Here is a 13422-nt window from a genome sequence, read left to right as displayed (position 1 = left end):
TTGACAGTCGTTATCAATAAAAAGTTTTTAATTTTGAAAAAGTTTGTTCTTGAAGGGAAATTTGGAAAAGTTTTGAAAGTAAAAAGCCCAAACACTCTCCCGGAGGAGAGTGGTGTATTCAAAAAGTTTGGGAGATTACAGGGTAGGATTAAAACTTGTAGTTTGCATAAACTTCAAGAGCGTTGATATCGCTTGTATCAGCACCGTAGTTTGTGTTTGTATAGACAACATTGAGATCCATGTCTTTGATCACGACAATATCAGTGTTTTTGAAGTCATATCCAAGAATGACGTCTATTTCATGACCGTCATTGTTGTTCACAGCACTATCTTTGTATTCATAATAAGCATAGCTTGCAGATGCGCTTATACCGGCAAATTCAGTTGCAGCTTCAACTTTGAAGTTATTTCCTTCAGAACCACCTGTAGCTGTGTTCCATGAACTTGTATAAAGACCGTCCATTACACCAACCCAGCCGGCAACATTGTCAGAAACGTTTACATAAGCAGCCATAAGATCGAAACTACCGAGTGTAGCAGTACCTTTTACACCGAATACATTTGAATCATCAATTGTGTCAGTATTGTAGTTTGTATTAACATACTGTGCAAGAAGTTTTGCAACACCAAAGTCATATCCACCATCAACATAGATCTGTGTATATTTATCTGGACTGACAGCAGCACCGGCATCTACATTATAGAACCAGATGCTTCCAGATATTGTTTTGTTATCATATGCTGCACTAACTGTCCAGTTGTTACCATCATCGATATCTGTCAATTTGATCCAGTTGTCACCAGTATTGTTAACTCTCCATGTTCTTACATATGAACCGATAAGCGTTACATTCTCGATAGAAGAGTTTGCAACTGTATAAGCCTCGAATGAACCAGGTGCAAGCAACCAGTCGAAACCACTCAACATTGGTGTATTAAGGAGTTGACGACCAAGAATGAAAGTTGTGTCCATGAGAGTAGCTGTAATGTTTGCTACGTTGATGAATGCGCCATTGTCCTGACCTTCAAAGTATTCGCCAATATAGTCAAACGGAATATCTCTATTTGTATTCACATAACCAACTGCACCCAGGTTCATAGCGATATTGTCTGTAAACTTATGGTTTACATTCAGTGTTGCTGCCAAACCGAGCTGTGACCAGTCTTTGTCAAACATGTCATATGTAGGTTTCCCATTATCAGCAGTAATGTAGTACCCCGTCAATTTACCGTCGATTGTTGTCTTTGGAGCTTCTTCTACTACTACCGGAGCTGGAGCAATGTCTCCACCTGCTACTGCAGCACTTACAGCCAATGTTGCTACTAGACTTAATTTTGTAAATTTCATTTTGTTTCCTTGTTTTGTTTTGTAAGTGTATGATAACAAAGATGAATGGAAAGTAAATGAGAAAAGTGATTAATTTTTAATCAATTGGATGATGGGACATTTTTTGGAAGAAATCTCTGACATATTCATAGCCGGAGTAGAGTGTAAGGACGACGGCAATCCATAAAAGAACTGTACCTCCGGGCCACTGCATCAGTAAAAAACCAATGGCGATCATCTGCACCACGGTTTTAACCTTGCCCATCCAGGAGGCGGAAATATCCATTCCCTGGCTCATGGCAGAGACACGAAGGCCGGTAATGAAAAGTTCCCTGGTAAGAATGAGAAAGATCGCCCAGGGAGATGCCCAGTCAAGCATCATCAGCCCAAGAAAACCTGCAAGGGTAAGCATTTTGTCCGCCAGAGGGTCGAGAATGGCACCCAGAACGGTTACCTGGTTGAAAGTACGGGCTATGTAGCCGTCGAAGAAGTCCGTTGCCGAGGCGACCACAAAGATGAAGGCAGCAAAATAGTTCAGCCATGATCTGTCAATGCCTTCAAAGATACTGGCATCTTGATTGACGAGGAAGAGGAACATGAGGGGTGCGAGGAGGAGGCGGATGAAGGCAAGGATGTTGGGGATATTGAAAATTTGTGATGATGCCATCATCTGCTCCTATAATATGCGTGATTAATTGAAATGCGTAGGGTGCTGTGCCCTCACAGCACCAAAAGACAATATTTTAGTTGGTGCCGTCAGGGGACAGCACCCTACGCGGGTCGAAGAGAAATAATCCTCCGTTCATTCCACTTAGCGGAATGTCGTTCCGCCATCCACTACAATGGTCTGTCCGGTGATCCAGCTGGCGTCGTCCGTACAGAGGAAGTAGACTGAACCGGCGAGGTCTTCGGGGCTTCCCATTCTGTTGACAGCTGAACGTTTGATGGTCTCGGCTTTGACCTCTTCGTAATTGGTGAATGCTTTGAGGGCATCTGTGTCGATTGGCCCGCCGGAGACGGCATTGACCCTGATACCCATTTCGCCAAGCTCAACAGCTGCATAGCGTGCCATGGCTTCCACTGCGGCTTTGTTCGTACCGTGGCCGGCATAGTTCTCGATATAGATGAGGTTACCCGTAGAGCTAAGCGTTACAATGGCACCGCCGCCTACTTTTTCCATGCGTTTGGCAGCTTCCTGTGAACCGGCTACAAAGGCACCGACTGTGGCAGTATAGATGTTTGCCAGACCTTTTTTGGGTCTGAGTTTCATGAACTTACCGTAACCGCCGACAACAGGGCGTCCGTAGATCATCGCGTTGGAAACGAAGAAATCTACTCTGTCAAAATCTTCGTCGATAGAAGCAAAAAGCGGTTTGAACTGATCGGTATCGAGGATATCGAGGGGATATGCTTTGGCTTTGATACCGTAACTATCCATGAGCTCCTGAGCGATCACATCTGCTGCATCTTTGTTGCTGTTGTAGGTGAATGCGACATTCACTCCGTTCTGAGCGAACTTTTCGGCACAGGCTTTACCTATTCCCTTCGTCGCTCCCGTAATAACAACGGTCTTCCCTTTCATTTCACCCATGTTACACTCCTACGATTTTATATTTTTTCATGACATCTTCTATCTTCTTCATATTCTCGCTGCTTGGCGGTACAAGAGGCAGTCTGTATTCCAGGGTATCGATGAGACCGGCGATGTACATCGCCGCCTTGATCGGAATAGGATTGCTTTCACAGAAGAGAATTTTATTGATCTCAAAGAGTTCATCATTGATTGCTTTGGAGGTTTTGAAATCCCCTCTAAGCGCTGCGTGTGTCAGATCCGCTTTCATGTCAGGCAGCAGATTGGCTGTTACAGAAGTAATTCCTTTTCCACCGCTTGCCAAAATGGGAAAGTCGATCGCATCATCACCGGAGAAGACATAGAGGTCAGGTACTTTTGCCAAGAGTTCCACCGTTCTCTCGATGGAACCTGTCGCTTCTTTGATCCCCATGATATTCCATACATCATCAAAAAGTCTTTTGACCGTATCGGGGAGGATGTCCACACCTGTCCGTCCGGGAACATTGTAAAGCATAAAGGGGACTTCGACTGCCGAGGCGATCGCTTTGTAGTGCTGGTAGAGCCCTTCCTGGCTTGGTTTGTTGTAGTAGGGGCTGACGGAGAAGAGGGCATCGACACCGCAGGCTTCGGCATGTTTGGCGATGTCAATGGCTTCATGTGTTGCATTGCTTCCCGCACCTGCAAGGACTTTTGCCCTGCTGCCTTTGCATACTTCAACAGCGATCTCTATGCATCTTTTATGCTCGTCATGGCTGAGTGTCGCACTCTCCCCCGTGGTACCTACAGGACAGATAGCATCGATGTTGTTGTCGATCTGTCTCTGGATGAGGGCGGCATAGGTCGCTTCATCCAGTGTACCGTTCTTGAATGGTGTAATGATAGCAGTGGTCGCACCGCTTATGTAGTTGTTCATCTTTCTTGTCCTAACGTGATACTTACTGTTTTTTCTCTTCGTGTTTTTTGAGGATCACAGTGGTTGAATAGTCATGGTCAAAATACTTTTTGGCTACCCGACTGATCTCTTTGAGTGTAATTTTATCCAATTTCTCTTCATATTCAAGTAAAGGCTTGAGATTTCCTTTGGCAAGATAGTCTCCGTAAAGGCTTGTCAGTGAGTTGGAGCTCTCCAGCGAGTAAATGAATTCTGCTTTGGTATTGATCTTTACTTTGTCGAGTTCTGCCTGTGTAACATCGCCGTTCTTGATCTTCTCAAGCTCTGAGAGTATCTCTTTTTCAACGGTTTCAGGTTCGACCCCCGGAGAAACAAGTGCCATGATGAGGAATACACCCGGGTCTTTCATCTCCATATTGTAACCGTAGATCTGGTTGACAAGCTGTTTTTCATGGACCAGTTTTTTCTCGAAACGGCTGCTTTTCCCGTTGCTCAGGATGTGGCTGATAGCGGAAAGGACCACCTGGTCGTCATCTTCGAAGTTGGGAATAGAGTAGAGGATGGCAAGGGTATCCACCTGGTTGCTCTCTTTGTGCAGAATGGCTCTTTTGGCTCCGTCCACTTTGGGTTCCATGGCTGTGACTTTGGGGATCTTGTGCTCATTTTTGATCTTTCCGAAATATTTTTTGGCTTCACTGAAGACCGTTTCGGGCTTGATATCTCCGGCAACGACCAGAATGGCATTTTCAGGCTGGTAGTAACGGTGGTAGAACGCTCTGATATCTTCGATCTTCCACGACTGTATGTCTTCCATAAAACCGATGGGCAGCCAGTGGTAGGGGTGGTAGACATAATGTGTGTTGAATGCCCTGAAATAGAGGTATCCCATAGGGTTGTTGTCCGTTCTGAGACGTCTTTCCTCGGCTACGACCTGACGTTCTTTTTGAAACTCTTCGTCTGTGAGTTTGAGATTGTGCATCAGTTCGCTGAACAGGTCGAGTGTCATGGAGAGGTTCTTGCTGGCGGTCTTGATGAAATAATGTGTCTTATCGAAACCTGTTGATGCGTTGTTGACGCCGCCATGCCCTTTGACAATGACGTCAAATTCGCCCTCTTTGAGCTTTTTGGTCGATTTGAAACTCAAATGCTCAAGCATATGTGCCATGCCGCTTTTACCCATAACTTCGTTTCTGCTTCCGACTTTGTAGTAAATGTCGGTGGTAATGACACCCGAATCATTGTCCATAGGTATGACCACGACCTGCAGGCCGTTGTCAAGTGTTTTTGTATAGTGTTTTGGCAGTGAATTGGCCATGAGTACTCCTGATAACAGTATCAATCCCAATACTGTTCTTTTAATGATTGTTTTTAAATTCATATGGTCTCCGTAGGGTGCGAAATCACGCATCGTTAAACATGTGGTGCGTGATTACACACCTTATGCGGTTATTTCCAATCAGCGCCGATGGCTTCTGAAATATGAGTATACCCGTCTTTTTTTAACAGTTTTATAAGTCCCTCGTTAATTTCTCTGATGAGCGCAGGGCCTTTGTATATGAGCATACTGTAAACCTGTACAAGCGAAGCACCTGCTTTGATACGCCTGTAGGCTTCTTCGGCCGAGTCGATGCCGCCTACAGAGATAAGCAGGGTTTTACCGTACAGTTCTTTGCCTATGGCTTTGAAGAGCTGGTAAGACTTTTCTGTGAGCAACGCTCCCGAGATACCGCCGAAATCTTTGGCATGAGGCGTAAGGCTGTAGTCAATGGTGGTATTGGTAGCGATGATCCCCGCTGCACCGGCATCTACGGCAGTGTTGCACAGTGCAATGGCGTCTTCAGCCGTCATATCCGGTGCGATCTTGAGCAGTACGGGCTGGTCGGTAATACGTTTTGCCATGGCAAAAATGTCTTTGATGAACTGTTCATTCTGCAGATCTCTCAGTCCCGGAGTGTTGGGGGAAGAGATGTTGATGACAATGTAGTCACCGTAGTCTTTGAATGCATGGAAAAGTGTTTCATAGTCCTCTAATGCTTTCTCTTCCGGGGTTACCTTGTTCTTTCCGATGTTGATGCCGACAGGGTAGTCGAAGAAGTAGAGTTTGTTGAGCTGCTCAAGCATATAGCCCATCCCTCTGTTGTTAAAGCCCATGGCATTCTGTATGGACCGGTCTTCAAGAAGTCTGAAAAGTCTTGGTTTGGGGTTGCCCGGCTGTGGTTTGGGTGTCACCGTTCCTATTTCGGTAAAACCGAAACCGAGTGCCGGCATGGAAGTGATGTACTGGCCGTTCTTGTCAAAACCGGCACCCAGTCCGACGGGATTTTTGAAGGTTCTTCCAAAGAATTCCTGCTCGATGATCGGGTCGGTCACGAAATACTGTTTTGCCAGAAAGTGCTGAAGCGGGGGAAAGCAGGGCAGTGCTCTCAGGCCGATACCTGCAATGGTATGAGCAGTTTCAGGATCGAAGTTAAAAAGTATTTTTTTGACGGTATCGTATGAAAAAAGTGGCATGGCGTTCTCCATGATAAATTGGTGCTATTATAGCTAAATAAGTTGATAGTAGGTGATTGTCATAATGACGGGTTGAGTTGCTGTTGCCACTTGGAACCTTTTTTGTTTTTTTTGGGGCAGTTTATAGGCAAATTTTGCCAGTTATTCAGAGGGAAAGTTCTATTTTGGAATTTGGAGATGAGGTATTAAGTAGAAATGTTTTATTATTCTAAAATACTTTGCGCTGGTTTTGTTTTATCTTGTCTTATTTAGAATGGATCGAAGCTGTACAGTCAAGTCGTAGAATATTGACAATTATCAAACAGAGGAATGAAGCAATGAGTGATACGACAAACACAAAAACTGACACAAGCTGGTTAATCCTTTCCCATGCAGCTGCTAAACCCGGTAGTGCTGTTTCTAATCATATTGATGACCGTCTTCCATATCTGAAAGCGCATGGTATACAGCCTATTATGCTCTCTTGCTCTACCAGTGGCCAGTATAATGACGTGCCACACTATCGTACGAGTGAGGCTTTGTTGCCATCGTCATTGCGAAGCCGAGTCCGTAACTATTTAAAAAGCCGTATTGCGACAAAATGGATACGGCAGACTTTCCAAGGTTTTGCGCTAATTCCGATACTCCCATTCTACGCACTAGAAAAACTACTGCTGGACATAGATGCAGGTTGGTCTTGGACTTTTTCGGTAGGGAAAAAAGGGATAGCTCTTTGCGAGGAGTATCAGCCAAGCTGTATCTACTCGACAGGTGGTTCGATTAGTGCTCACTTGGCGGCAATGAAGATTGCCCGCCACGCCGGCATACCTTGGATTGCGGAATTTCAGGATCCCTTGGTACATGATGTTTGGCCGTATAGCAGGCGGTCATTATGGCAATATAAATTTATCGAACGGCTGATCTGTCATCGTGCGCAGGCGGTAGTATTTCTTACAAAAGCAGCCATGGAGGCAGCACAACGTCGAACAGACCTGGGGAACCAGGGCCATTATATCTATGCGGGAACATCACCCAAAACTCTTTCGATTAGCCCCTATCACAAGGGTGCTACAATGAACTTTTCTCATTTTGGATCAATGGGGGGAAAACGCCACTTTGGGTATTTGTTTTCCGGTCTTGATATTGTTCTTAAGGAGAACCCTGAATGGGCTAAATTTATTTGCATTCATCAGTATGGATCTATTGACAAAAGTGCCAAGAAGATCATCAACGATTCTATTTGGAAAGATAATGTGACCTATCACGGTCTGGTTAAAAGAGAGATTGCTCTAAAGCATATGGCAGAAACCGACTGCCTTCTACTTATTCAAAATCCTGAATTCTGGGCTCAGGAAACTATTCCCGCTAAAACCTTTGAATATCTGCGTATGGGTCGCCCTATTCTAGGGTTTTTGTATAGAAACCAAGAACTGTTTGAAATGCTTGACAAGCCCCAGAATTCTCTAGCGCAAGTTGATGATCCACAAGCAATAGCAAAGGCTATAAAGAAGCAGATTGTTCGTTGGCTTTCTGATGAGCCTTTTAATGCCCATACCTATACCGAGTGGACGACAAAAGATGCGGTTGATCAGTTAGTGAAAATTGCCAAGGAGATTTCATTTGTACATCATGCATAATTGGCAGAATGTTTCTGTATCACGGATCATCAATTATCTGGTGAAATATAATGCATAACACCCCTTTCCTTTCAGTGATTATTCCGACCTTTACCATTGAAAAGCATATCGAGCAATGTTTGGATTCTGTAGTTCATCAAACTTTCCATAATATGGAAATTATTATTATTGATGATGCATCCAGAGACTCAACTCCGGAGATTATACGTAAGTATGCGAAACGTGATTCACGAATAAAACCGATATTTCATGAAAAAAATATTGGTCCCGGTGCTACGCGAAACGAAGGATTGAATTTAGCAACGGGACGATATGTAACTCTGATGGATCATGACGATTGGCAGGATCTGACAAAGTATGAAAAAATGGTTCAGAAGGCCCAGACGTCCAATGCTGATATTGTATTCTGCAATGCAGTGGAATACAATGAAACAACGCATGAAACATTCACTCTTTACGATCCTCCCTCTATGCTGTGGAGGCCCAAACCTATGAATTTTGATTCTCTCGAAGAGAAGCTGCATTCCTATGGACAATTTATCCCTCCCTGGACAAAAATTGTCAAGCGTGATATGGTTAAGCATTACGATATACGGTTTTCCGAAAGAGAGTATAATAAATTTGATGATGTTCTCTTTCATTATCTCTCTTTGCTGTTTGCGAAACGAATTGAATATATAGATGAGGCATTATACACTCATCGCTTTTTCCCTGAATCAATTTCTGCACAAGCAGAAACAAATACGGATGTATATTTTGACAGCTTTAAAACATGGGATGATTTGGCAGATAACTGTCGGAAAAACGCTATTGAGCCCGAAACTGTTTTTATATATTATGTAAAAGAGCTATCCTCGCCAATGTATGTGGTTGAGAACAGCAAAATGTATGCGAAAATGGCACAAAATATTATTGCAAATATGAAATTGAAAAAAACAGATTTTCCAAAAAAATACCGAAAGTATTACCATAGAATAATGAACTACTCTTCGCTTAAAAAAGCACATATTTCTCTACGTCGTTTCAGAAAACGTATTTTTTCTCAATAGACTTTCGAGTTAGTTAATGTAAGATTACAGGTTGATATCTTCCTCAATTTTCCAAGAAATCAATACAGCAAATTCTCTAGATCGTATATACATTATGCGGAATGAACAAATAATCATAGATAGGGATTTGGCAGAATTGTCGAAATTTGATATAGTAAAGAAAAGTTATCTACGCTTTTTCCCAAACGGTGCCTTCTGCCGTATCCCAAAAATAGAAAAAATAGGGGTCTAAAATCAAAATAGGGGTACAAAATAGGGGTCAGGCGTTGAATATACACTTTTCTGCTATACTTTTAGAAAACAAGTAGTAGATGATGTCAAGAAGACCGCGTATAGATCTGGCAGGGTATCATCATATTGTCAATCGTGGAGTGAACCGTTCGGATACCTTCAGGTCGGATGATGACTATGCAATGTTTTTAAAGATCCTTTGCAAAGCAATAGGCTCTGAGTGTCTTTAGCTGCATAGTTGACTGCAGCACCTGATGTTTGAAAAGTACCATCAGATTGTAGGCAAGCAGTATGAATCTAAAAGAAGCTTCCGTGGTAAAGAAGAAGCTGCTTAGACAGAAATTGTCCGCACCAAAGTCGTATTTGGGCTCTTTGATCCTGTTCTCACAATCAGCCCTGCTGTTGTAGAGATTGTACATCTGATCTACAGGCAGATCCATATTGGTGACATAGGCACTATAACGGTATGCAGGCGCATCAAAGAGAAGTTTTCCTCCGCTGTTGGGATATTTACTGATTCTTTTTCGTATGATGATATAGCGCCTCTTTTTACCATTTTGTGGTTTGAAGTAGAGATTGCAGACATCCAGACCATCATTGATCTTCACCCACTGTTCTATCGCTCCGATCTGATATTTGATGTTCTCATAAAATTTGACCGTAATGATATAGTTGAGTTTTCTTTTCTCAAACCATTCCAGAAAGGCATTGGAGTAAAAACCGCTGTCAGCTCTGACCAATCTGATTTTGTTCTCTTTAAGTACCTGATCGAAGGTTTTATTCAAAAAGGCTTCATAGTTATTATGGTCAGAGGTATTACCGGCTCTCATCCAAGCATTGGCGACCATTTTTGTTTGTGAAATAAAGGCAATGAGCGGATGATGGGACTTTCTTCCTTTTTATCCGAATAAACGATCTTGAACTCACCCATTTGGTGAACCTTTCACTATGATGCTATTTTCGTATTTTAGGGGCTTATCGGAGATTTGTCAATTTTGATTGCAAAATTTGGGTTTTAAGGTTAAAAGTGATAGTATAGAAATGTAAAAAAATTAAATAAAAGGAAGTGTTATGAAAAAATTTTCTCTTTCATTAGCAACAATTTTGGCAATGAGTACATTTTCAATGGCAGGTGGAGACATAGCACCGGTAGAACCGGTTGTAGAAGTTGTAGACACATGGAGTGGTCCATATGCCGGAATCCAGGCGGGTGGCGTTTTTGGAGATGCAGATGTCAGTATTCCGGCATATCCGTCTAATTTCAGTCTTGACCCAAGCGGATTTGCCGGCGGCCTCTATATGGGATACAACTGGCTGCTGGAGGATAACTTGCTGCTTGGCGTTGAAGGTGTGTACAATTGGATGTCTGCAGATGATGATGGTCTTAGCGGTGGAAGTGGTGGCGAAAGATATAAAGTGGAACAGAACTGGGATGCCGCCCTCTTGCTTAGAGCCGGAAAAGTCATGGGAGACATGATGCCCTATATCACCGGTGGAGTAGCCTGGACGGAGCTAGAGACAACATATATTCCTGACAACTGGGGTGGCAGAACCGATACTGTTACAGGCTGGACGATCGGCGCTGGTATTGAAAAGAAGATCAATGAAAATCTTCATGCGAGAATTCAATATCGTTATACAAATTATAACACAGCAGATTTCTTTCATGCAGGCCCGTCGCATGTCGATTACGATTCCAGCAACTTGATGCTTGGGGTCAGTTACCGCTTCTGATACCTGAAGGTTTTCTTCGCTGGAAGGATGTTTTTCATTTCCACGCACAGCGTGGGAGTGAGAACAACTTTTACCTCTTTCTTAATGAATCTTAATGCTGTAATATTACGGCACCAACTAAAGACCTAAATAAAAATAGCCACAAAAAAATAGGAGTCAGGCGTTGAATATACACTTTTTTTGCTATACTTTTAGAAAACAAGGAGTAGATGATGTCAAGGAGACCGCGTATAAACCTGGCAGGGTATCATCATATTATCAATCGTGGAGTGAACCGTTCGGATATCTTCAGATCGGATGATGACTATGCAATGTTTTTAAAGATCCTTTGTAAAGCATGCAGGGCATATAGAGTAGTGGTGCATGATTATTGTCTGTTGCACAATCATTTTCATCTGCTGGTCGAAACAGAACTGGACAATCTTTCACTCTTTATGAAACAGGTTAACAGTAATTACGCGATCTACGCAAATAAAAAACAAAAAAGATCCGGGCACTTCTGGCAGGGAAGATTTTACTCACGATACATCAACAATGAAGCGTATTACTATACACTCATACGTTATATAGAACAAAATCCGATAGAAGCAAATATGGTAGAGAGGGTGGGTGAATACCCCTATACATTGGGAGCGGTGATTGCCAATAAACAAATACCCGTACCCTGTGCAAAAAAATCCAAATTACTGGCAGAACTGGATTATGAAAATATACAGGAACTCATAGGTGTAACTCTGCAAAAAGAGGAACTGAAGATACTTGATACGATCAAAAAACAAAAAGTGATCACTAAAGAAAATAGGCATCAGCCTGCTTATTTGAAAACACTGAAGGAACATTTCGGAGACAGTAAAACTAGGAATGAGAGAAATACCAGTATTATCAATGCCTGTGATGACGGATACACACAAGCCCAGATCGCAAAGCATTTGAGTGTATCCCGTTCACTTGTTTCAAAGATCGTCAAAAGTGTATATTCAACGCCTGACCCTTAGCAGCATAGTAGGGTGTGCAATTGCACACCCTACGTGTACCGAATATGTATGATAAAACAATGTACCTTATAAATGAGAAAAAAAATATCTACGCTTTTTCCCAAACGGTGCCTTCTGCCGTATCCATAATGGAAATGCCTATTGCTGTAAGTTCGTCACGGATGGCGTCGGAGGTGGCGAAGTCTTTGGCTTTTTTGGCTTCGGTGCGTTTTTGAAGCAGTGTTTCTATCTTTTCCTTGAGGGCTTCGTCTACCCCTATCTGGAAGTAGGAGAAAGGCTCTTTGCCGCCAAAGCCAAGCAGAGTGTCGATGAACTCTATGTTGGCGATGGTCTCTTTTTTAAGGGCCTTGTCTTTGGGATTCGCATCGAGCTTCTCATTGGTCTCTGCAACCATTTCGTCTATAACAGCCAGTGCAACAGAAATGTTCAGGTCATCACTCATCGCATCGAGCAGCGCCTGCTTGAATGTTTTGTTGACAGCAGAGGCTTTGCCAGGCAGGACTCTCTTTTTGAGCCGGTAGAGCTTGTCCAGCCTTTTTTTGGCTGTCAGCAGGTCCTCTTCATTGAAGTTGAAGTCATTTCTGTAGTGTACAGAGTTGAGATAATAGCGAAGTATCTCACCGTCATAGACTTCGAGTGCATCTTTGAGGAAGAAAGAGTTGCCCAGTGATTTGCTCATCTTCTCTCCGTCTATCTGTACGAAGCCGTTGTGCATCCAGTATTTGGCAAGTTCATGGCCTGTAGCACAGCGGCTCTGTGCCGCTTCATTCTCATGGTGGGGGAAGAGCAGGTCGGCACCTCCGCCGTGGATGTCGATGCTGTATTGGCCGTTGCCTTTGAAGTACTTCTCTATCATCGCGGAACATTCGATATGCCAGCCCGGACGCCCGGAAGAAAAAGGTGCAGCGAAGCAGATGTCCTCTTCGCCTTTACAGGCTTTCCAGAGGGCAAAATCCTTGGGGTTGTGCTTATCACTGTTGTGTTCTACCCGGCTTTGTGTGTCGTCATCGCTGACCTTGTGCGAGATGTCACCGTAATGGCTGTCTTTTGCAGTGTCGAAGTAGACATCGCCGCCGGAGACGATATAGGCGCAATTTTTGTCAATGAGTCTTTGTATCATCTCTTCGATGGCATCAAGCGATTCGGTCGCTTTGGGCTCGATGTCTGCACGGGCAACTCCCAGAGCGGCCATCTCTTCAAGATAACGGTTAATGTAATAGTCGGTGATCTCCTGCATGCTTTTGCCGGTCTCTTCCACTTTTTTGATTATCTTGTCGTCTATATCGGTGAAATTCTTTGCGAGGGTCACTTTGTAGCCGAGTGTTCTGAGGGTACGGGAGAGCAGGTCGAAAGCCAGAGAAGATCTTGCATGTCCCAGGTGGGCATCGTCATAGACGGTAGGACCGCAGACATAGATGCTGGCTTCACCTTCCCGGATGGGTTTAAATGTCACTTTGGTTTTCTGTACACTGTCGAAGATCTGCATCTGTCCGC

At 43.5% G+C, this 13422-nt stretch carries 13 protein-coding genes; 5 read left to right on the top strand and 8 right to left on the bottom strand.

Annotated features, from left to right (window positions below; all coding sequences use genetic code 11):
* Positions 1 to 148 precede the first annotated feature (148 nt).
* The 6 genes from YH65_RS07625 to YH65_RS07600 all read right to left on the bottom strand — a co-directional run bounded on the left by YH65_RS07625 (position 149) and on the right by YH65_RS07600 (position 6303).
* A complete protein-coding gene (locus YH65_RS07625; RefSeq protein ID WP_046551351.1) occupies positions 149 to 1348 on the bottom strand; it encodes an OprD family porin in 1200 nt (399 codons plus the stop codon).
* A 76-nt stretch (positions 1349 to 1424) separates the two neighbouring features.
* Positions 1425 to 1994 carry a CDP-diacylglycerol--glycerol-3-phosphate 3-phosphatidyltransferase gene (gene pgsA / locus YH65_RS07620; protein WP_179944230.1) on the bottom strand — a complete coding sequence of 190 codons (570 nt, stop codon included), beginning with the start codon at positions 1992 to 1994 and terminating at the stop codon, positions 1425 to 1427.
* Positions 1995 to 2138: 144 nt separating this feature from the next.
* A complete protein-coding gene (locus YH65_RS07615; protein WP_046551350.1) occupies positions 2139 to 2918 on the bottom strand; it encodes an enoyl-ACP reductase in 780 nt (259 codons plus the stop codon).
* A 1-nt stretch (position 2919) separates the two neighbouring features.
* Positions 2920 to 3813 (bottom strand): 4-hydroxy-tetrahydrodipicolinate synthase, encoded by an 894-nt coding sequence (dapA, locus tag YH65_RS07610; protein ID WP_046551349.1) that lies wholly within the window; start codon positions 3811 to 3813, stop codon positions 2920 to 2922.
* Positions 3814 to 3835: 22 nt separating this feature from the next.
* On the bottom strand, positions 3836 to 5170 hold the full coding sequence (locus YH65_RS07605; protein ID WP_084722100.1) for a M16 family metallopeptidase: 1335 nt from the start codon (positions 5168 to 5170) through the stop codon (positions 3836 to 3838).
* Between the two features lie 68 nt (positions 5171 to 5238).
* On the bottom strand, positions 5239 to 6303 hold the full coding sequence (locus YH65_RS07600) for a quinone-dependent dihydroorotate dehydrogenase (protein ID WP_046551347.1): 1065 nt from the start codon (positions 6301 to 6303) through the stop codon (positions 5239 to 5241).
* A gap of 317 nt (positions 6304 to 6620) precedes the next feature.
* On the opposite strand from YH65_RS07600, the gene YH65_RS07595 reads away from it, so the two are divergent.
* The 3 genes from YH65_RS07595 (at position 6621) to YH65_RS11490 (ending at position 9429) form a co-directional block, all read left to right on the top strand.
* Complete coding sequence (locus tag YH65_RS07595; protein ID WP_046551346.1) at positions 6621 to 7919, top strand: glycosyltransferase; 1299 nt, start codon at positions 6621 to 6623, stop codon at positions 7917 to 7919.
* A gap of 50 nt (positions 7920 to 7969) precedes the next feature.
* On the top strand, positions 7970 to 8968 hold the full coding sequence (locus YH65_RS07590) for a glycosyltransferase family 2 protein (RefSeq protein ID WP_046551345.1): 999 nt from the start codon (positions 7970 to 7972) through the stop codon (positions 8966 to 8968).
* Between the two features lie 311 nt (positions 8969 to 9279).
* Positions 9280 to 9429, top strand: coding sequence for a hypothetical protein (locus tag YH65_RS11490; protein ID WP_154806486.1), 150 nt, complete (start codon positions 9280 to 9282; stop codon positions 9427 to 9429).
* On the opposite strand, the gene YH65_RS07585 is transcribed toward YH65_RS11490, so the two are convergent.
* On the bottom strand, positions 9388 to 10071 hold the full coding sequence (locus tag YH65_RS07585; protein ID WP_342666068.1) for a transposase: 684 nt from the start codon (positions 10069 to 10071) through the stop codon (positions 9388 to 9390). The genes YH65_RS11490 and YH65_RS07585 overlap by 42 nt on opposite strands.
* 199 nt (positions 10072 to 10270) lie before the next feature.
* Here YH65_RS07585 and YH65_RS07580 point away from each other — a divergent pair, with 199 nt between their 5' ends.
* Both YH65_RS07580 and YH65_RS07575 read left to right on the top strand, forming a co-directional pair.
* Positions 10271 to 10933 carry an outer membrane protein gene (locus YH65_RS07580; protein ID WP_046551344.1) on the top strand — a complete coding sequence of 221 codons (663 nt, stop codon included), beginning with the start codon at positions 10271 to 10273 and terminating at the stop codon, positions 10931 to 10933.
* 212 nt (positions 10934 to 11145) lie between these two features.
* On the top strand, positions 11146 to 11928 hold the full coding sequence (locus YH65_RS07575; RefSeq protein ID WP_046551343.1) for a transposase: 783 nt from the start codon (positions 11146 to 11148) through the stop codon (positions 11926 to 11928).
* 88 nt (positions 11929 to 12016) lie between these two features.
* Here YH65_RS07575 and cysS read toward each other — a convergent pair whose 3' ends face one another.
* Positions 12017 to 13414 carry a cysteine--tRNA ligase gene (gene cysS / locus YH65_RS07570; protein WP_046551342.1) on the bottom strand — a complete coding sequence of 466 codons (1398 nt, stop codon included), beginning with the start codon at positions 13412 to 13414 and terminating at the stop codon, positions 12017 to 12019.
* Positions 13415 to 13422: the final 8 nt, after the last annotated feature.

Source organism: Sulfurovum lithotrophicum, from assembly GCF_000987835.1.
Taxonomy (GTDB): domain Bacteria; phylum Campylobacterota; class Campylobacteria; order Campylobacterales; family Sulfurovaceae; genus Sulfurovum; species Sulfurovum lithotrophicum.
The sequence above is the reverse complement of the archived record's forward strand: the minus strand, read 5'-3'. Positions and strand labels throughout refer to the sequence as shown.